Origin of the sequence: Sphingopyxis sp. (assembly GCF_035565275.1) — a bacterium.
Lineage (GTDB): Bacteria > Pseudomonadota > Alphaproteobacteria > Sphingomonadales > Sphingomonadaceae > Sphingopyxis.
The window spans coordinates 15,953-35,333 of the sequence record NZ_DATMST010000241.1 but is presented as its reverse complement, the minus strand read 5'-3'; the positions used below and the strand labels follow the sequence as shown (position 1 = coordinate 35,333).

General features: G+C 63.5%; 21 protein-coding genes, 1 tRNA gene and 1 other RNA gene. 8 read left to right on the top strand and 15 right to left on the bottom strand.

Annotated elements, in window-relative coordinates; all coding sequences use genetic code 11:
- The 12 genes from VN047_RS16645 to VN047_RS16590 all read right to left on the bottom strand — a co-directional run.
- The coding region (locus VN047_RS16645) for a histidine kinase (protein ID WP_325544608.1) at window positions 1-954 on the bottom strand (954 nt) is incomplete at its 3' end.
- A gap of 3 nt (window positions 955-957) precedes the next feature.
- Entirely contained in the window at window positions 958-1,623 is a 666-nt protein-coding gene (locus VN047_RS16640) for a response regulator transcription factor (protein ID WP_325544606.1), read from the bottom strand.
- 113 nt (window positions 1,624-1,736) lie between these two features.
- Window positions 1,737-2,051 carry a hypothetical protein gene (locus VN047_RS16635; RefSeq protein ID WP_325544604.1) on the bottom strand — a complete coding sequence of 105 codons (315 nt, stop codon included), beginning with the start codon at window positions 2,049-2,051 and terminating at the stop codon, window positions 1,737-1,739.
- 87 nt (window positions 2,052-2,138) lie between these two features.
- Window positions 2,139-2,213, bottom strand: a tRNA-Val gene (locus VN047_RS16630).
- Between the two features lie 161 nt (window positions 2,214-2,374).
- Entirely contained in the window at window positions 2,375-2,647 is a 273-nt protein-coding gene (locus VN047_RS16625) for an HU family DNA-binding protein (RefSeq protein WP_037510426.1), read from the bottom strand.
- A 168-nt stretch (window positions 2,648-2,815) separates the two neighbouring features.
- Window positions 2,816-5,212, bottom strand: coding sequence for an endopeptidase La (gene lon, locus VN047_RS16620; RefSeq protein ID WP_325544602.1), 2,397 nt, complete (start codon window positions 5,210-5,212; stop codon window positions 2,816-2,818).
- Window positions 5,213-5,337: 125 nt separating this feature from the next.
- Entirely contained in the window at window positions 5,338-5,673 is a 336-nt protein-coding gene (locus VN047_RS16615; RefSeq protein ID WP_037510420.1) for a YbaB/EbfC family nucleoid-associated protein, read from the bottom strand.
- Complete coding sequence (locus VN047_RS16610; protein WP_414712724.1) at window positions 5,670-7,412, bottom strand: DNA polymerase III subunit gamma/tau; 1,743 nt, start codon at window positions 7,410-7,412, stop codon at window positions 5,670-5,672. The genes VN047_RS16615 and VN047_RS16610 overlap by 4 nt, the downstream gene beginning before the upstream one ends.
- A gap of 43 nt (window positions 7,413-7,455) precedes the next feature.
- Window positions 7,456-7,553, bottom strand: an RNA gene (gene ffs / locus VN047_RS16605) — signal recognition particle sRNA small type.
- Window positions 7,554-7,594: 41 nt separating this feature from the next.
- A complete protein-coding gene (gene bla, locus VN047_RS16600) occupies window positions 7,595-8,452 on the bottom strand; it encodes a class A beta-lactamase (RefSeq protein ID WP_414712725.1) in 858 nt (285 codons plus the stop codon).
- Window positions 8,453-8,472: 20 nt separating this feature from the next.
- Window positions 8,473-8,811, bottom strand: a complete 339-nt coding sequence (locus tag VN047_RS16595) for a 2Fe-2S iron-sulfur cluster-binding protein (protein ID WP_325544612.1) — start codon at window positions 8,809-8,811, stop codon at window positions 8,473-8,475.
- A complete protein-coding gene (locus VN047_RS16590) occupies window positions 8,808-9,899 on the bottom strand; it encodes a cysteine desulfurase family protein (protein ID WP_325544598.1) in 1,092 nt (363 codons plus the stop codon). The genes VN047_RS16595 and VN047_RS16590 overlap by 4 nt, the downstream gene beginning before the upstream one ends.
- 140 nt (window positions 9,900-10,039) lie before the next feature.
- Here VN047_RS16590 and VN047_RS16585 point away from each other — a divergent pair, with 140 nt between their 5' ends.
- Window positions 10,040-10,696, top strand: a complete 657-nt coding sequence (locus VN047_RS16585; protein ID WP_037510410.1) for an alpha/beta hydrolase — start codon at window positions 10,040-10,042, stop codon at window positions 10,694-10,696.
- A gap of 148 nt (window positions 10,697-10,844) precedes the next feature.
- On the opposite strand, the gene VN047_RS16580 is transcribed toward VN047_RS16585, so the two are convergent.
- Window positions 10,845-11,009, bottom strand: coding sequence for a hypothetical protein (locus tag VN047_RS16580; protein WP_325544596.1), 165 nt, complete (start codon window positions 11,007-11,009; stop codon window positions 10,845-10,847).
- 112 nt (window positions 11,010-11,121) lie between these two features.
- On the opposite strand from VN047_RS16580, the gene rpiB reads away from it, so the two are divergent.
- The 5 genes from rpiB to VN047_RS16555 are packed head-to-tail and all read left to right on the top strand — an operon-like array spanning window position 11,122 to window position 14,293.
- Window positions 11,122-11,574, top strand: a complete 453-nt coding sequence (gene rpiB, locus VN047_RS16575; protein ID WP_325544594.1) for a ribose 5-phosphate isomerase B — start codon at window positions 11,122-11,124, stop codon at window positions 11,572-11,574.
- A complete protein-coding gene (gene glyA / locus VN047_RS16570; protein WP_325544592.1) occupies window positions 11,571-12,878 on the top strand; it encodes a serine hydroxymethyltransferase in 1,308 nt (435 codons plus the stop codon). The genes rpiB and glyA overlap by 4 nt, the downstream gene beginning before the upstream one ends.
- Before the next feature lie 3 nt (window positions 12,879-12,881).
- Window positions 12,882-13,100, top strand: a complete 219-nt coding sequence (locus tag VN047_RS16565; protein ID WP_325544590.1) for a hypothetical protein — start codon at window positions 12,882-12,884, stop codon at window positions 13,098-13,100.
- Window positions 13,101-13,103: 3 nt separating this feature from the next.
- A complete protein-coding gene (nrdR, locus tag VN047_RS16560; RefSeq protein WP_325544588.1) occupies window positions 13,104-13,571 on the top strand; it encodes a transcriptional regulator NrdR in 468 nt (155 codons plus the stop codon).
- Window positions 13,568-14,293, top strand: a complete 726-nt coding sequence (locus VN047_RS16555) for an RNA methyltransferase (protein ID WP_325544586.1) — start codon at window positions 13,568-13,570, stop codon at window positions 14,291-14,293. The genes nrdR and VN047_RS16555 overlap by 4 nt, the downstream gene beginning before the upstream one ends.
- 51 nt (window positions 14,294-14,344) lie before the next feature.
- Here the strand turns inward: VN047_RS16555 and VN047_RS16550 are convergent, their stop codons facing one another.
- Window positions 14,345-14,653: a chorismate mutase gene (locus VN047_RS16550; RefSeq protein WP_325544584.1), complete on the bottom strand. Its 309-nt coding sequence runs from the start codon at window positions 14,651-14,653 to the stop codon at window positions 14,345-14,347.
- Between the two features lie 212 nt (window positions 14,654-14,865).
- On the opposite strand from VN047_RS16550, the gene rpsD reads away from it, so the two are divergent.
- The gene (gene rpsD / locus VN047_RS16545; RefSeq protein WP_294036061.1) at window positions 14,866-15,477 is read left to right on the top strand and encodes a 30S ribosomal protein S4; all 612 of its coding nucleotides are present in this window, start codon (window positions 14,866-14,868) and stop codon (window positions 15,475-15,477) included.
- A gap of 58 nt (window positions 15,478-15,535) precedes the next feature.
- Here the strand turns inward: rpsD and VN047_RS16540 are convergent, their stop codons facing one another.
- Window positions 15,536-17,326: a S9 family peptidase gene (locus VN047_RS16540; protein WP_325544580.1), complete on the bottom strand. Its 1,791-nt coding sequence runs from the start codon at window positions 17,324-17,326 to the stop codon at window positions 15,536-15,538.
- Between the two features lie 356 nt (window positions 17,327-17,682).
- Between VN047_RS16540 and VN047_RS16535 the strand changes: the two genes are divergently transcribed.
- The gene (locus VN047_RS16535; protein ID WP_325544578.1) at window positions 17,683-19,365 is read left to right on the top strand and encodes a M28 family metallopeptidase; all 1,683 of its coding nucleotides are present in this window, start codon (window positions 17,683-17,685) and stop codon (window positions 19,363-19,365) included.
- Window positions 19,366-19,381 lie beyond the last annotated feature (16 nt).

Genomic DNA, 19,381 nt, shown 5'->3' with positions numbered 1-19,381 from the left:
CCGCCCCACGGCGCGCGCGCGCGCCAGATGATGCTCGACCTGCCGCTGCATCGTTGCCGCCTCACGGCGCACCGTTTCGGCAAGTTCAGAGTTCGAACTCGTCGCGCTGTTGACGAGCACGGTCAGCGGCGTCTTCAGTGCGTGCGCAAGATTGCCAGCATGAAGCCGCGCCTCTTCGGCCTGCTTCTCGTTATGCGCGAGCAGCGCGTTCAGTTCGTCGACCATGGGCTGCACCTCGAGCGGTAGCGGCGCGATGACGCGGCGATTCTGTCCGCCGCGCATCGCCGCGATCGCGCGGCGGATATGGCGCAGCGGCCAGAGCCCGTAAAAGGTCTGGAGCGCCGCAAGGATGATCAGACCAAGCCCGAGTAGCGCGAGGCTGGGAACCAGCACCGCACGCACAGCACGCACCTGGGTGTCGAGCGATTCGCGCGATTGGGCGATCTGGAAGCGCCATTTGACTTGGCTGCCCGGCAACACGACGTCGCGCTCGAGGACGCGCAACTCCTCGTCAGGAAACTGCGTGCTGTCATAGGTGTGAAGCTGTCGGTCGTCGTGCTTGTCCGACGTATCGAGCCGGCGTTCCCACAAGGAACGTGAGGAATAGGGCTCCTGCCCGCCGCCGCTGATCTGCCAATAGAGACCGCTATACGGCTCGACGAAGCGCTGGTCACCGAGCGGCTCGACGAAGCGCACCTCGCCGTCAGGCCCGATTTCGGCCGAGCGGATCATCGCGATCAGAACATATTCGAGGCCCGAATCGAAATTGCGCGTGATCGCGCCGGTCAGCACCCGGTCGAGCGCGAAACCGCCGCCAATCAGCAGCACCGAAATCCACAGCGCCGCGATCGCGATCATGCGCCGCGCGAGCGAGCCGGTGATCCGGCTCGACAGCGCTACGGACTTCGCGGCCTCGGCATCGGCTGCGGCGGCCGGGGCGTCGGCCTCGGCCATCACTTACCCCTGCGGATCGTCGAGCTGATAGCCGAGGCCGCGGATCGTCGTGATGATGTCGGCACCCAGCTTCTTTCGGATGCGCGTCACGAACACCTCGATCGTGTTCGAATCGCGGTCGAAATCCTGATCGTAGATATGCTCGATCAGTTCGGTGCGCGACACGACCTTGCCCTTGTGGTGGAGCAGATAGGAGAGGAGTTTATATTCCTGCGCGGTCAGCTTGACGGGCGCTCCGTCGAGCGTCACCCGGCCCGAGCGCGTGTCGAGGCGCACTGGTCCCGCGATCAACTCGCTCGACGCATTGCCCGACGCGCGGCGGATCAGAGCGCGCAGCCGGGCGATCAGTTCCTCGGTCTGGAACGGCTTGGCAAGGTAATCGTCGGCGCCGGCATCGAGCCCAGCCACCTTGTCCGACCAGCTGTCGCGCGCGGTCAGGACGAGGACAGGAAAGTTGCGCTTTTCGCGCCGCCAGCGGTCGAGCACGGTCAACCCGTCGATTTCGGGAAGGCCCAGATCGAGAATCGCGGCGTCATAAGCCTCGGTCGAACCGAGAAAATGGCCGTCCTCGCCGTCGGTCGCGAGATCGACGGCATAACCTGCGCCCTCCAGCGTCGCCTTCAATTGCGGGCCCAAGGTGGGCTCGTCTTCGACAATCAAAATCCGCATTCAGGCGCCTTTCCTCTGCGCACCGGACCAAGCCGGCCGCCATGTTACGACTGTGTATCAAGTCCGGACGCGCATCGCAAAATCTCGTTGCGAGATGCTCCGGCGTTCCAATGTCAGGGTTTGCGTCCCACGATCCGGCCGGTGCGGGCATCGACATAGACGACGACGACCTGGCTGCCGTCCATGAATTTCAGCGCATAGATCATTCGGCCGGCGTCGAACTGCGGACCGCCGAGATAGGTCATTTCGCTGTAGGGAGCGCGTGAGCGGACATCGGCGATCAGCTTGTTGAGCGGGATCACCTGTCCCTGCGCCGCCGCCTCGCGCAGGTTGTCCTGTTCGCGGTCACGGTCGCCGCGCGCGAGCCCTGGCGTGCCGGTCGAAATCAGCAGCGCGGAGAGGAGCGAAAAGGTCAGAGTGCGGATCATGGCCATTTCTCTAATGCGAAGGCATTGAATAGGCGATGAATGACCGGGTCAGCCCCGGTTTCTGTTCCAGACATGGCCAAAAGGCCATGGTGGGCGCGACAGGGATTGAACCTGTGACCCCACCCGTGTGAAGGGTGTGCTCTACCGCTGAGCTACGCGCCCGTTCCGGAAGGGACCCAAGTCCCGCGTCCGAAAGCCGGACGTCCATAGCCGCTAGCGCGGTGAATGCAACGTCCATTTGCCTGAAATTTCGCCCGCAATGCAAATCGGGCCGCAGCTTGCGCCACGACCCGAGATGTTTTTACCAAAAGGATACGGCCAACTTAGTTGACGGCGTCCTTGAGGGCCTTGCCGGCCTTGAACTTCGGCTGGTTCGACGCCGCGATGGTCATCGTTTCGCCGGTGCGCGGGTTGCGACCGGTCGACGCCTTGCGCTTGCTGACCGCGAAGGTGCCGAAGCCAACGAGACGGACTTCGCCGCCCTTCTTCAGCGAACCCGTGATCGCGTCGAACACGGCTTCAACCGCCTTGCTCGCGTCACCCTTGGTCAGGCCGCTCGAGTCAGCGACGGCGGCGATCAGGTCTTGTTTGTTCATGCCTAAGGAACCCCTGCAATATGGTTGGTTGAATGATTCATGGCCGTGCCATGGCGCGCCACTAACGCCGTTTCGCCCCATCTTGTCAAAGCAAAAAAGGGCGAAAAACGTTCTAAAACGACGATTTTGCGATGAAAAGACCCCATCCGGCGACCCGCAGGCGCCCGATCAGTGCCGAATCGCCGTTTCGGGGTCGGTGCCCGAAGGAACCGGTGGCGATGCGGCGAGTTCGTCGGCCTCGGTCCATTCGATCGGCACAACCGGCGAGACCAGCGCTTCCGCCAGCACCTGATCGACGTGACTGACCGGGATGATCTTCAACCCGCTCGTGATATTCGCCGGGATTTCAACGAGATCCTTCTCATTCTCCTCGGGGATCAGGACCGTCTTGATGCCGCCGCGCAGCGCGGCCAGCAGCTTTTCCTTGAGACCGCCGATGGCAAGGACGCGGCCACGCAGCGTGACTTCGCCAGTCATCGCAACGTCGCGGCGCACCGCAATTCCGGTGAGCGTTGAAATCATCGCGGTGACCATTCCGACGCCTGCCGACGGACCGTCTTTCGGCACCGCGCCTTCGGGAAGGTGAATGTGAATATCCTTGCGCGCGAACAGGCTCGGTTTGATGCCATAGCTCGGCGCACGCGCCTTCACGAACGACAGCGCCGCCTGCACCGACTCGGTCATCACTTCGCCGAGCTTGCCGGTGGTGCGTACCTGTCCCTTGCCCGACGCAGTGACCGCCTCGATCGTCAGCAGCTCGCCGCCGACTTCGGTCCAGGCGAGCCCCGTCACGGCGCCGATCTGATCCTCCAGATCGCCCATGCCGTGGCGATATTTGCGTACGCCCGCGAATTCCGAAAGATTATCGGGCGTGACGGTGACGCTTTCCGCCTTGCCCTCAAGGATCCGGCGCAGCGCCTTGCGTGCCAGACGTGCAATCTCGCGTTCGAGCGTCCGCACACCGGCTTCGCGCGTGTAATAACGGATCAGGTCGCGCAGCCCCTCTTCGGTCAGCTCGAACTCGCCAGCCTTCAGCCCATGCGCCTCGACCTGCTTCGCGATCAAATGGAGCTTGGCGATCTCGACCTTCTCGTCCTCGGTATAACCTTCGAGCCGGATGATCTCCATGCGGTCGAGCAGCGGCTGCGGCAAGTTGAGCGAGTTCGCGGTGGTCACAAACATCACGTCGCTTAGATCGACGTCGACCTCCAGATAATGGTCCTGGAACTTGCCATTCTGTTCGGGGTCGAGCACTTCGAGCAGCGCCGAAGCCGGATCGCCGCGAAAGTCCTGACCCAGCTTGTCGATCTCGTCGAGCAGGAACAGCGGATTCATCGCGCCGGCCTTTTTGAGGTTCGTGACGATTTTGCCGGGCAGCGAACCGATGTACGTACGGCGATGGCCGCGGATTTCGGCCTCATCGCGTACACCGCCCAGCGACTGGCGTACGAATTCGCGGCCCGTTGCTTTCGCGATGCTGCGGCCAAGCGACGTCTTGCCGACGCCCGGAGGGCCGACGAGGCAGAGAATCGGTCCCTTCAACTTGTTGGTACGCGCCTGCACCGCCAGATATTCGACGATCCGGTCCTTGACCTTCTCGAGCGCATAATGGTCGTCATCGAGGACCGCCTGCGCCTTGGCGATGTCTTTCTTGAGCTTCGACTTCTTGCCCCACGGCAGGCCGATCAGCGTGTCGAGATAGTTACGGACCACGGTGGCCTCGGCCGACATAGGCGCCATCGCGCGCAGCTTCTTGATCTCAGCCTGCGCCTTGGCCTTCGCTTCCTTCGACATTTTGAGGCTGTCGATCTTGAGTTGCAGTTCGGCGAGGTCGTCACCGCCCTCGCCATTGTCGTTTCCGAGTTCGCGCTGGATCGCCTTCAACTGCTCGTTGAGATAATATTCGCGCTGGCTCTTTTCCATCTGGCGCTTCACGCGGCCGCGGATCTTCTTTTCGACCTGCAGAACGCCAAGCTCGCCCTCCATGAAGGCGAAAACCATTTCGAGCCGCTTCGACGGCGCATCCTCGACGAGCAGCGCCTGCTTGTCGGATACCTTGATGTTGAGATTGCCGGCAACCGAATCGGCGAGGCGCGATGCATCCTCGATCTGCGACAGCTGCACCGCGGTTTCGGCGGGCATCTTCTTGTTGAGTTTGGCGTAGTTTTCGAACTGGTCGACGACCGAGCGCATCAGCGCCGCGGTATCGACGCTATCGTCGACGGTATCGCCGACCGGCTTCACAGTCGCCATCACCGCCTTGTCTTCGTTGGTCAGGCCGAGCAGCTTCGCGCGCTCCTTGCCTTCGACGAGCACACGGACGGTCCCGTCGGGCAGCTTGAGCAGCTGAAGCACGGTCGCGATTACGCCGACATCGTACAGGTCATCGCGCTGCGGGTCGTCCTCGCCCGGATCGAGCTGGGCGACGAGGAAGATTTCCTTGTCGCTCTCCATCGCGGTTTCGAGCGCGGCGACCGATCGGTCGCGGCCGACAAAGAGCGGCACGATCATGTGCGGGAAAACGACGATGTCACGCAGCGGAAGAAGGGGATAAGATTGCGTCATTACGGCTCCTGGACGGGCCCCGCGACCGGGCGCACCGTCCTCCTTATAGGGTGTTCATCGCTAATATGGCGTAACTTCGCACGCATTCAATGTCGCGGCGCTGAACAGCGCGGTTCAAGCCGGGCTCAGAAGGGCAGCTTGAAGCCCGGAGGGAGTGGCAGACCGCTCGTCATCTTGCCCATTTCCTCGTTGCTCGCCGCATCGGCCTTTTCGCGCGCGTCGTTGAACGCGGCGGCGAGCAGGTCTTCGAGCATCTGCTTGTCGGCAGGGACGATCAGGCTGTCGTCGATCGAGATTTCCTTGATGCGGCCCTTCGCGCTCGCACGAATCCGTACCAGCCCGCCGCCCGACACGCCTTCGACCTCGACGCTGTCGAGCTTCGCCTGCGCCTCCTGCATCTGCGCCTGCACGGTAGCGGCGGCTTCCTGCGCCGCCTTCATCATTTCTTCGATCGATTTCATGGGTTCGACCTATGGCGATTGTCGCCCGAGGGTTCAAGCGTCGCGTCCGGAAAAGCAGCCAAAGCGGCTCTTACCACCGGCAGTTCGCGGATTCGCGCGTCATTGTCGGCAAGTTTCGCAGTGCGCACATCGCCAAGGCTGGGCCTTCCTTCCCCCTCGCCCGCGCGAACCTGCCAACGGCTGCCGGTCGCCGCAAGCAACGCCTCACCCAGATCGCGCGCGAACGCCGTGCCGAGCGCTGCAACGGGCGCAAAGATGAGGCTTCCGGGTTCGAGGCTGATGATTCGCATATGGTCATAGACGTCGACCGCAAGACGATGATTTCCGGTGCTTTCTAGGAGCTGATGGATCTGCGCCACGGTCAGTGCCGAGGCGGGTGTTTCGGAGCCTTCCGACGCCGGTGTCCGGGCGGTTTCGGCCGCTGGCACGGGCGCCGCGGCGACGAGTTCGGCCGCCATGCTTTCCTGCTCCGCAGGCGCCGCAGGCGCGGCGAGCGGCATTGTCGCCACGCCGCCCTTTTCGAGCAATTTCGCAAGCTCGCCGGGATCGGGCATCGACGCGGCGTAAATTACGCGCAGCAGCAGCATTTCGAGATGCTCGAGCGGATTGTTCGCGCGGAGCACCTCGTCATGCCCCTTGAGCAGCAGTTGCCAGAGGCGATTGAGCGGCGCGAAGCCCAGTTTTTGTGCCCAGTCGCCGATGCGCTCGCGGTCGGCCTCCGCGAGCGCGGGATCGTCGTGGCGCGACACTTTCGCCAGCGTGATCGCGTGCGTCAGATCCATCAGTCCGCGCACCATCGCGACGGGCTCGATTCCGAGTGCGTATTGCGCGCGCGCCAGATCGATCGCGCCGCCCGCATCGCCTTCGAGGATCGTCGCCATCAGGCTGGCGATCGACGAGCGATCGGACAGGCCGAGCATCACGCGCACCTGCGCCGCGGCGATCATTCCGCCGCCATCCAAATCAGCGTGGGCGATCGCCTGATCGAGGATCGACAGGCCGTCGCGCACCGACCCTTCCGCGGCGTTAGCGATCAGCCAGATCGCGGGTGCCTCGGCCTCGACGCCCTCTTTCTGGAGGATCGCGCTGAAATGCGCGAAGAGCATGTCGGGAGTGATGCGGCGCAAATCGAAGCGCTGACAGCGCGACAGCACCGTCACCGGCACCTTGTTCACTTCGGTGGTCGCAAACAGGAATTTGACGTGCGGCGGCGGTTCTTCGAGTGTTTTAAGAAGCGCATTGAAGGCGTTACGCGACAACATGTGCACTTCGTCGATGATGTAGATCTTGTAGCGCGCCGACACCGCGGCGTAGCGCACCGCCTCGATAATCTCGCGCACGTCGTCGACGCCGGTGTTCGACGCGGCGTCCATTTCGATGACGTCGATATGACGGCCTTCAGTGATCGCCCGGCACGGTTCGCACACGCCGCACGGGTCAATTGTCGGCCCGCCTTGCCCGTCGGGTCCGATGCAGTTCAAAGCCTTGGCTATCAGGCGCGCGGTCGATGTCTTGCCAACCCCGCGGACGCCGGTCATCAGGAAGGCATGCGCCAGCCGGTCACGCGCGATCGCGTTGCCGAGCGTACGCACCATCGCGTCCTGCCCGATCAGTTCGGCAAAGGTTTGCGGGCGATATTTGCGCGCGAGGACGCGGTAAGGACCGGTGGATGGCTGCGACGCGGTCTCGGGCAGGTCCATTCCCAGCATCGGGGTTTCGTCGTCGGCGGAATCGTCCATAGGCCCGTCTTAGGGGCGCCGCGCGATCTTGTCGAAGGGGGAAATGGGTGGAAGCCGGAACGACCCGCGGCGAATTCGTTGCGGCTGCTTCCTTCCGGACCTGACCGGGTTGGCGAAGACCACGTCCGCCCGACTTCCGCGGCGCATATGGCGGCGCGCGACGCGAAATGCAAGCGACGTGCTCAGTCGGGCAGATCCGCGACGGTGAGGCGCGTCGCATCGGCAAGGATTGCGCTGGCGGCGTCGCCCTCGACTGTCGGGCGGTCGAGATACATCGCGATCACATATTTCTTGCCGCCGGGCGTCTCGACGAAGGCGACGTCGTTATAGGCATTGCCGCACGATCCCGTCTTGTCGCCCGCGGTCCAGCCTTGCGGCAACCCTGCGCGGATACGCTTGAGCCCGGTCTGACTCTCGATCATCCAGCCGCGAAGCCGCTTGCGATGCCCGGGCGTCAGCCGGTTTCCGAAGACATAGCCGGCGGCGCTTGTCGCCATTGCGATCGGGCTGGTCGTATCTCGCTCGTCGCCCGGCTCATTCTCGTTGAGTTCGGGCTCGATCCGGTCGAGCCGCGTCACATCATCGCCCGCGCGGCGCAGCGCGGCGGTAAAGGCCGTCGGGCCGCCGATCTGCTTCAGGATCAGATTCGCGGCGGTGTTGTCGCTGAGCACGACCGCGTCGCGCGCCGCAAGATCCAGCCGCTGTTCGCCCTTCCCATCTGGCTCGACCAGCTTTTCGGTGCCCGGCGAGTATGAGACGAGATCGGCGCGAGTGAAAGGGATTGGCGTGCGCAGCGACAGGCCCTTTGCCGCGCGCTCGAACAGCTGCCCAGCGAGCAGCAGCTTGAAGGTCGAGCACATCGCGAAACGCTCGTGGCCGCGATCCGCGGAAACGAGCTTTCCACGCGCATCGACGACCGCGATGCCGAGCCGGCCGCCGCTCCGCTTTTCGAGATAGCGGATCGCCTTGGCAGTAATAACCGTATCGCCCAGCGGCTCCCCAGGAGCGGCGGCGCACCCCGTCAGCGCGAACAGAACCATTCCGGCAAGGAGAGACCGCATCAGCGCGGCCCCTGCATATTGCGGCTTTCGGACGGAATATGAACGGTCAGCCCGTCGAGATCCTCGCTCAGCAGTATCTGGCAGGATAGCCGGCTCGTCCGGCGCACCCCGGCGGCAAGGTCGAGCATATCCTCTTCCATTTCGCTCGCCGGCGGAAGGCGGTCGAAATCCTCTTTGGCGACGATGACGTGGCAGGTCGAACAGGCCATCTGGCCCTCGCAAGTGCCTTCAAGCGGCATCAGGTGCGCCTGCGCGATGTCGAGCAGGATCGAGCCGGGTTCGGCCTCGACCTCGGTGCGCGCCTTGCCGTCGGCGTGGATGAAATTGACACGCATCAGTTCACACCCTGCAATCGTGCGGCATCCTTGATGGCAATAAGGCCGTCGCGCAATTCCCGTTCGCTGGTGTAGCGCCCCCAGCCGAGACGGATCGAAGCGCGCGCGTCGGGTTCGCTGACACCCATCGCGCGCAGTACATGGCTGACCTTACCCGAGCCGCTGCCGCACGCGCTGCCGAGCGAAAAGGCAATTTCGCGGGCATCCGACATCAGGCGCAGGCCGTTCACGCCCTCGCGCCGGACGTTGAGGTTGCCGTGGTAGCGCGGGTTTTCGGCACCGTTGAGCGTCCATTCGGGAAGCATGTCGCGCGCGAGCGACCAGAGGCGTTCGACATGCTCTGCGTCCGTATCGAACCGCTCCGCAGCAAGCGCCGCCGCAGCGCCGAAGCCGGCACAGAGCGCGGGCGAGACGGTGCCCGAGCGCATCCCCTGTTCCTGCGCACCGCCGAACATCAGCGGCGGCAGGTCGACGCCGTCCTTGACCCAAAGCGCGCCGACGCCCTTGGGGCCGTGGATCTTGTGTGCCGAGACGGCGATCAGGTCGACGGCGTCGGGAATCGCGACGCGGCCAAAGCCCTGGACTGCGTCGCAGAGCAGCAAGCTGTTCTTCGCGTGCGCTACGGCGGCGAAATCGGCGACCGGCTGGACCATCCCGACCTCGTTGTTCACCAGCATGGCGGCGACTATACCATTTTCGGGAATCGACGCATCGTCGGGCGGGAAGGCGAGCCCTGCATCATCCACCGGCAAAATAGTGGCATTCAGCCGTTCGAGGCATTGCAGCGAGGCGGCATGTTCGATGCTCAGCCCCGCGACTCCGCCCGGCATGACCTCGGCGCCACGAAACAACGCCCAGTTGAGCGCCTCGGTCGCCCCCGAGGTAAAGAAGACGCGGCCACCCTTCGGCAGCAGCGCCGCGACCTGGTCGCGCGCGACCTCGACCGCCGCAGCAGCGGCGCGCCCGCCCTTGTGCGTGCTCGACGGATTGGCAAAGCCATCGCCCTCACCCGGCCCCTCCAGCCAGCGCAGCATCGCCTCGCGCGCCTCGGGAGCGAGCGGCGTTGTGGCTTGGTAATCGAGGTAAATCATCCCGAGAGCGAAGTCCTTATTGCGATCGATTCGCAAAAGTTGCAAGTTGCGACCCTTTTTCTATATAGGCGCCAACTTCGCTCCGCCACCCCGCCCTTTCGGCGAATCGGTGGCAAGCCTCAAAACATGAAGGTGCGCCCATGCCCGACGTCATTTTCCCCGGCCCCGAGGGCCGCATTGAAGGCCGTTTCTCGCCCCCGCCGCGGCCGCGTGCGCCGGTCGCGCTGATCCTCCACCCGCACCCGCAGGGCGGCGGCACGATGAACGACCGCATCACGCAGGCGATGTACAAGAGCTTCGTCGCGCGCGGCTTCGCGGTGCTGCGCTTCAACTTCCGCGGCGTCGGCCGCAGCCAAGGCACGTTCGACAATGGCATCGGCGAACTCTCCGATGCCGCGTCGGCGCTCGACTGGGTTCAGTCGATCCACCCCGAGGCGCAGACGACGTGGATCGCAGGCTTCAGCTTCGGCGCGTGGATCGGCATGCAACTCTTGATGCGCCGTCCCGAGATCCGCGGCTTCCTGTCGGTCGCGCCGCCGGCGAACATGTACGACTTCAGCTTCCTCGCACCCTGCCCCTCGTCGGGCATCATCGTCGCGGGTGGCCAGGACGAGATCGTGCCGCCGAGCGCGGTGCAGAAACTGGTCGACAAGCTGCGCACGCAAAAGGGCATCACGATCCATCACGACGAGATTCCGCGCGCCAATCACTTCTTCGAGCATGAGCTCGACCAGCTGATGAAGTCGCTCGATAACTATCTGGATATGCGGCTCGCACCCGATTCACCGATCCGCTGAGACAATGCTCCTCCCTGTGCCGAAGGCATGGGGAGGTGGCAGCGCGAAGCGCTGACGGAGGGGCCAATGGCGCAAAGTCGCGGCCCCTCCACCACCGCCTGCGGCGGCGGCCCCCCTCCCCACCACTTCGCGGCAGGGAGGATTTCTATTATTTTACCGGCACCAGCCAGATCGTCACATTGGCGAACATCACGAGCGCCGCGATGAGCATCAGCAGCGCGCGACGACGGTCGCCTTTGCGAAAAATGAAGATGGCTCCGCCGGTCAGCAGGACGCCGGTCAGCATCAGGATGGATATGATCGTGTCGGACATAGGGCGGCTTTATCGGGCACGTCACAAATTTGCCACCTCGCTTATGGCAAAGTCCGGCGCCTTCGCCTAAAGCGCGCTCATCGATTCCCTTAGACCCTGCGGGAGCCGCACCATGCGCATCGCCATCGCCTCCGACCACGCCGCTTACGAGCTGAAAGCCGCGCTTGCCGACTGGCTGCGCGAAAAGGGGCATGAGGTCGAGGACCTCGGCACCAACGGCCCCGAAAGCGTCGATTATCCCGATTACGGCTACAAGCTTGGCGAAGCGATCGCCGATGGCCGGGCGGAACGCGGCGTTGCGCTGTGCGGATCGGGCATCGGCATCTCGATTTCGGTCAATCGCAACCCCGCAGCACGCTGCGCTCTCGTTTCCGAACCGCTGTCGGCCAAGCTGTCGCGTGAGCATAATGACGCGAACGTCATCGCAATGGGCGCGCGCCTGACCGGTATCGACATGGCAAAAGCCTGCCTCGACGCCTTCCTGACCACCGATTTCGCCGGCGACCGTCACGCGCGCCGCGTCGACAAACTTTCCAACCCGCCCCAACTGGAGACCAGCCGATGACCACAGATACGCTCGACAAGCCCATCAAATCGGCCGGCTATTTCACCGATGGAGTCGACACTGTCGATCCCGCGGTTGCAGCGGCAATGAAGCACGAACTCGACCGCGAACGGCATCAGATCGAACTGATCGCGTCAGAGAATATCGTCTCGAAGGCGGTGCTCGAAGCACAAGGTTCGGTGTTCACCAACAAATATGCCGAAGGCTATCCGGGCCGCCGCTATTATCAGGGCTGCGCCCCGTCCGACGAGGTCGAAACGCTCGCAATCGACCGCGCGAAGCAGCTGTTCGACTGCGGCTACGTCAACGTCCAGCCGCACTCGGGCGCGCAGGCAAACGGTGCGGTGATGCTCGCGCTGACCAAGCCCGGCGCGACGATCCTCGGCATGAGCCTCGACGCCGGGGGTCACCTGACCCACGGCGCGCCGCCCGCCATGTCGGGTAAATGGTATAATGCCGTCCAATATGGCGTGCGCCCGGACGATCATCTCGTCGACTTCGACCAGGTCGAGGCGCTGGCGAAGGAACATCGCCCGACGCTGATCATCGCGGGCGGTTCGGCCTATCCGCGCACGCTCGATTTTGCGCGTTTCCGCGCCATAGCCGACGATGTCGGCGCGCTGCTGATGGTCGACATGGCGCATTTCGCCGGCCTCGTCGCCGGCGGAGCGCATCCCTCGCCTCTGCCGCACGCACATGTCGTCACCACCACGACGCACAAGACGCTGCGTGGCCCGCGCGGCGGCATGATCCTGACCAATGACGAAGCGATCGCGAAGCGTATCAATTCGGCGGTGTTCCCCGGCCTGCAGGGCGGTCCGCTGATGCACGTCATCGCCGCGAAGGCGGTGGCGTTCGGCGAAGCGCTCCGTCCCGATTTCAAGGATTACGCCAAGGCGACGATCGCCAACGCCCAAGCGCTCGCGGCGCGCCTCAAGGCCCGCGGCGCCGATGTCGTTGCGGGCGGTACCGACACGCACCTCGCGCTGATCGACCTTCGCCCGCTCGGCATCACCGGTCGTGACGCCGACGAGGCGCTGGAGCGCAGCGCGATCACCTGCAACAAGAACGGCGTTCCTTTCGATCCGCTGCCGCCGGTCAAGACCAGCGGTATCCGCGTCGGATCACCCGCGGGCACGACACGCGGTTTCGGTATCGCCGAATTCGAGGAAATCGGCGATATGGTCGCCGATGTGCTCGAAGCGCTACGCGACAAGGGTGAGCATGGCGACGCCGACGTCGAGGCTGACGTTCGCGGCCGCGTCCGTGCGCTGTGCGAACGCTTCCCCATTTACCAGGGATAGGCGATGGCACGGCAGCACCCCGAGGAGCCGACGCTGGTCGAACTGTCGATCGAAGAGGTCAAGGCGATGGGCAAGCAAGGCATGGCCCATCCCTCGACCCGCCCGGTGCTCACCGGCGGCGTTGTGGGCGCTGTCGTTGGCGCGGTGCTGCCCGTGGTGACCTGGCCGGTGGGCCTGTTCGCCGGTGCCGCGATCGCGCTTTACAGCCGGGTGAAACGCTGACCGATGCGCTGTCCCTATTGCGGCCATGAAGACAGCCAGGTGAAGGACAGCCGTCCGACCGAGGACGGCGCCGCGATTCGCCGTCGGCGCCAATGCGAGGATTGCGGCGCGCGCTTCACCACCTTCGAGCGTATCCAGCTCCGCGAAGTCGCGGTGCTCAAGGCCGACGGCGGGCGCGAGCCCTTCGACCGCGAGAAACTGATGCGCAGCGTCCAGATCGCATGCCGCAAGCGACCGATCGACGGCGCCCGGATCGAACGGCTGGTATCGGGCATCCAGCGCCAGCTCGAAACGTCAGGCGACAACGAAGTGCAGGCGCAGCAGATCGGCGCGATGGTTATGGAAGCGCTGAAAGGCTTCGACAACGTCGCCTATATCCGCTTTGCGAGCGTCTATCGCGACTTTACCGAGGCCAAGGATTTCGAGGAATTCGCATCGACCATTTCGGAGGCGGCGCGACCCATAAAATGACCGCGGCCGCCCTCCCCGTCATCGTCCTCGTCCGCCCGCAGCTTGGCGAAAATATCGGCAAGGCGGCGCGCGCCATGCTCAATTTCGGGCTGACCGAGTTGCGCCTGGTCGCGCCGCGCGATGGTTGGCCGAACCCCGATGCCGGACCCGCGGCGTCGGGCGCCGACATCGTGCTTGCGGAAGCGCAGGTTTTCGGCAGCCTCGCCGATGCGGTCGCCGACTGCACCGCCATCTACGCGACAACGGTACGCAAACGTGGCGTAACCAAGCCAGTCCTCACGCCCGAAGCGGCCGCGAAGGAAGTTCACGCGAGCGCAGGCCGTTCGGCCTATATCTTCGGACCCGAACGTTCGGGGCTCGAAACCGACGATGTAACGTTGGCACACAAGATCGTGACGGTGCCGATCAACCCTGAATTCGCGTCGCTCAACCTCGCGCAGGCGGTGATCCTGCTCGCCTATGAATGGTCGAAGGGCGTCGCACTTGCCAGCCCGCCCGAAGTACCGCTCGATCCGCCGGCGCCGCACGCCGAAATGGAAGAACTGATCGGCCATTTGGTCCGCGACCTCGATACCGGCGGCTATTTCTTCCCTCCCGAACGGAAGGAAATGACGCTGCGGACGCTACGCACCGCGCTTACCAAGACGGGCTGGTCCCACAATGATATCCGGATGATGCACGGGATCATAACATCGCTTGGCCGAACGCCGAGACCACGGTAACCGGAAGATATTCCCGTCACCAGCCCTCTGAACGTGGCGGCACGCGATCAGTTATTGGCGCAGGCTATCCCAGCGGAGCGATTCATAGTCGATAGATTGTTCGACAAGTTCGTTCCACACCGCACGCAGCCGATCGGGATCGAGCCCTGATGCCTCGGCTTCGCGGGCAACGTTATCGAGCACCTGCGCCTTGCGTGCTTCGTCGCGCACGGCGCCGCGGTCGGACTTTATGCGTGCGGCGGCGTCCATATAGCCGAAGCGCCGAACGAGCAGCGCGACGAGTTCGCGGTCGACCTGGTCGACCCCGGCGCGGACATCGATCATCGTTTCGCATTGTCCGGGAAGCTTGGCGGGTGTCATGCGCGCTGCCTTTAACGGGTTTTTCGGCGCTGTCGAGACATGCCTCGGGCTGGGTTCAGGCGCTTGACTTTCCGCCCCTCCCCGTCTAACCGCGCGCCTTCGCAATGGACCCCGCACCCCGGTGAAGCGGCGGTCGCATATGGAAGCTTTCCATATGGTGCGACCCGGGAACCGCCGAAATCCTTCGGCACACAGCATATTGGAGACGACATATGTCGAAGCGCCAGAGCGCCAAGTATAAACTCGACCGCCGGATGGGCGAGAACATCTGGGGTCGTCCGAAGAGCCCGGTCAACCGCCGCGAATACGGCCCCGGCCAGCACGGCCAGCGCCGCAAGGGCAAGATGTCGGACTTCGGCATCCAGCTCCGCGCGAAGCAGAAGCTGAAGGGCTATTACGGCGACATCACCGAAAAGCAGTTCAAGAAGAACTATTTCGAAGCCTCGCGCATGAAGGGCGATACCGGCCAGAACCTGATCGGCCTGCTCGAGCGTCGCCTCGACGCGGTCGTTTACCGTTCGAAGTTCACGCCGACTATCTTCTCGGCGCGCCAGCTCGTCAGCCACGGCCACGTCTATGTGAACGGCGTGAAGTGCAACATCGCGAGCCGCCTCGTGAAGCCGGGCGACGAAGTCACCCTCGGCAAGAAGGCGCAGGAAATGGCGCTGGTTGCCGAAGCGCAGAGCCTTCCCGAGCGCGACCTGCCCGAATATCTCGCCATCGACGGCACCAAGTCGACCTTCGTTCGCGTCCCGACGCTCGACGAAGTGCCCTATCCGGTGAAGATGGAGCCGAACCTGGTCGTCGAATTCTATTCGCGCTGATCCGGTAGTTCATCGCACACAAAAGAGGGCGGTCCGGCGACGGGCCGCCCTCTTTCGTTCAGTGCGGCAAAAAGGCCGTGATCTTGCGCAGCATGTCGGTGCGCGCGTCGCTGTCGCTCAGCGAATGGGTAAGCTCGGGATATTCGACCAGCTCGACGCGCTTGTTCTTGGCCTCCAGCGCGCGGCGCATCGTTCGCGCCTGCGCGATGTCGACATTCTGGTCGAACGTACCATGGAACATCAGCACCGGCGCCTTGATCACTTCGGCATTCTGTGCCGGCGACCCTTCGCGAACATGCGGACCCGATCCGATGAATTTCGCTGTGATCCGCCCGCTCCCTTCGCGTGACGCCTCCGCTTTCAGCTGCACAAGATCGGTAACCGGCGCGATCGCGACGATCGCCTTGAACAGGTCCGGGGTCGTCACCCCCGACTGCAGAGCAGCATAGCCGCCATAGGACCAGCCAACGATCGACAGCTTCGCCGCGTCTGCTCCCTGCGCCGAAACCAGCCAGCGGCCGCCATCTGCAATGTCGCCCATCGCCGTCTTCCACGACTGGAAACCATTGTTCTGATACCATTGGTCGCCATAGCCCGTCGAGCCGCGATAATTAGGCTGCAGCACCGCATAACCGCTCTGCGCGAAAAATTGCGCCATCCAGTCGAAGCCCCATTCGTCGCGCGCCGACGGGCCGCCATGCGGCATGACGATCGCGGGCAGGCCCCTGGCGTCGCTACGCCCCGGCGGCAGCGTCAGGTAGCCGGGAACCATCACGCCATCGGCGGCGGGATAGGTCACTGCTTTCATTGGCGACAGCGTCATGTCGGCGAGGCCCGGGCGAGTAGCGAGCAGGGGCCGCACCTCCCTGGCATTGGGATTGAACAGATAATAGGAACCGGGGTCGGTGTCCGTTTCGGCGCGGACGAGGTAGCGGCTTTCGTCGGCCGAGGCATCGACGATCGCAACCGGTTTGCCGCCTAGCGCCTTCGAAAGCGATTCGGTCAATTTCGCCAATGATTTGTCGGTCATTACCGCTTCGCGCCGATCGGTCGCGAAGGAAACGCCGACGATCCGGCCATTGCGCCCGACGCGCTTGATCTCGTCGACATCTACGTCAGGATGCGCATAGATGGTTTCCGTCGCGCCGGTGCCGTCAAGCGCCATCGCTATCACCGCCGCGCGCCCGTTGATCTTCTGGAAACCATAAACACGGTTGGTGGCGGCATCGACGGCGGCCGGCTGAAAGCCCTCTTCCTTTATAAAGTCGTAACGGGATAACGCCTGCCAGTTGCCCCCCTCCTTAAGCCGATAAAGAAAGTTGTATGCCGGCTCGAGCTGGCCCGTGCCGGCGACGATTTGCATAGCCATGATACGCACATTGCCGCTACCGTCGGACAGATAATAAATGGCATCGCGCCGGGCGCCTTCCACTCGGCGCGCCGTTCCATTGACCGAATTGACGCGATCAACCCCCATCCCTTGACTATCGCTGGCCAGCCGGGTTCCCGTCGACCTTTCAGGGACATAGCTGCGGGTCATCAATATGGAGCCATTTTCGGTGGCGGACCAGTCCAGGACATCGCCGCCGCGAAGATCCGAATACAGCGAATTGATGCTTCTCCGATTGCTGAGCAACCGGAGATTCGTGCCGGTGGCATCAATGGCGACGACGTTGCTCGCCCCCAGGACATCGCCGACCAATTTACTGACCATATGGGTCTGGCATATCAACCGCGCGTTGGTCAGCCAGCCGCACCACGCCAGATTACCATTCTCGCCGCCGTCGCTGTTCAAAATTCTCTTCGGCTCGGCACCCTCCGTCGTGTCCACGACATACAGGGCACGCATTTGACCTGCCCCTCGTTCGATAAAGGCCAGGCGGTTACCATCGGGCGACAAGCTTACGTCGGTGATTGATTCCGGCGCACCAAAGCGCGCGGCATTGTCCATTTCCTTCGCAACTGCGATCGAAGACGGAATCAGCGCAATCGACAGAGCCGCCAACGACAGACGGTTCGCGTCTAGCCACCTCGAAATCATCCCGCCCCCCTTGCAGTCATTCTTCACCAGATTGCCAATAATCGCACCCTTATCAAGGGGGTTTAAGGCCTTCCCGCGCAGCTCCGCCATTGCCGCTCTTCTTGCATCGCGGCCCGCGGGCTGGCACATTGGTTTCAGTCGCAATTGAATCCCAAGGAAATTCCATGCTTCGCTTCCCCAGAACCGCCGCGGCCTTCGCGGCCCTCCTGTCTGTCGCCGCGTGCAACACGTCGGACAAGGCGGGAACGTCCGCCACCGCCATCCCCGACGTTCAGGTCCCCGCCCTGTCGCTCGCGACGCTGCAGGAAGTGACCAAGGAATTGTCATCGGACGCCTATGAAGGTCGCGCGCCCGGCACCGCTGGCGAGGAAAAGACCGTCGCCTATATCATCAAGAAATATGAGGAAGCGGGGCTGAAGCCCGGCAACAATGGCAAGTGGACGCAGGATGTGCCGCTGGTCGAGATCACCGCGAAGAACGCGACACCATTGAGCTTCACGGGCGGCAAGACGCCCGTCACCGCGCAATATGCCAAGGACTATGTCGCATTCAGCTATCGCGTGCAGCCCAAGACGGAAATCAAGGACAGCGACGTCGTCTTTGCCGGTTACGGCATCAACGCCCCCGAAAAGGGCTGGAACGACTATGCCGGGCTCGATGTGAAGGGGAAGACCGTCGTCGTCCTCGTCAACGACCCCGACTGGCAGACCAAGGAAGCCAAGGGCGAATTCAACGGCCGCGCGATGACCTATTATGGTCGCTGGTCGTACAAATATGAGGAAGCCGCGCGGCAGGGCGCCGCCGCCGTGCTGATCGTCCACGACACCGAACCCGCCGCCTACGGCTGGAACGTCGTCGAATCGAGCAACACCGGTACGCAGTATCTCGCCGAGAGCAAGAATGGGGGCGCCGACCAGACCGTCGCCAACGGGTGGATCCAGCTTCCCAAGGCCAAGGAGCTGTTTGCAAGCGCGGGTCAGGACTTCGACGCATTGCGCGAGGCCGCAAAGAAGAAAGGTTTCAAGCCCGTCGCGCTGACCGGCGTGAAGGCCAGTTTCGGCTTCGACAACGAAATTTCGAAGAAGATGTCGCGTAACGTCATCGGCATTCTGCCCGGCGCCAAGCGACCCGACGAATATGTGCTCTACACCGGCCATTGGGATCATCTCGGCCGCTGCACGCCCGTCGCCGGCGACGACATCTGCAACGGCGCGGTCGACAATGCGAGCGGCATCGCCGGCCTCGTGACGCTCGCGCAAGCCTATAAGGAGGCAGGCGCGCCCGACCGCAGTATTGTCTTTCTTGCGGTGACCGCCGAGGAATCGGGTCTGCTCGGATCGAAGTTCTTTGCCGAAAACCCGGTCTTCCCGCTGGCGCAAATCGTCGGCGGCGTGAACATGGACGCGCTAAACGCGATCGGCCCGACGAAGGACATCGTCGTCGTTGGGCGCGGCAAGTCGGAACTCGACGCCTATGTCGCCAAGCTCGCCCAGATGGACAAGCGCATGATCAAGGACGAACCGACGCCCGAGAAGGGCTTTTACTATCGTTCGGATCACTTCAGCTTCGCCAAGCTCGGCGTGCCGATGTTCAACTTCGGCAGCGGCGACGATCTGGTCGAAGGCGGCGTCGAGGCCGGAAAGAAGGCGGCGGAAGACTATGAGAAGAACCGCTACCACGCGCCGGGCGACGAATATGAGGCGATCACCAACTGGGACGGCATGCTCGCCGACCTTCGCCTCTATTACGCTGCAGGCCGCATGCTCGCGATGACGGATGCATGGCCGAACTGGGTCGAAGGCGATGAATTCCGCGCCGCCCGCGACAAGTCGCGCGCCGGCAAATAAGCGGAAAGAGCCCCGC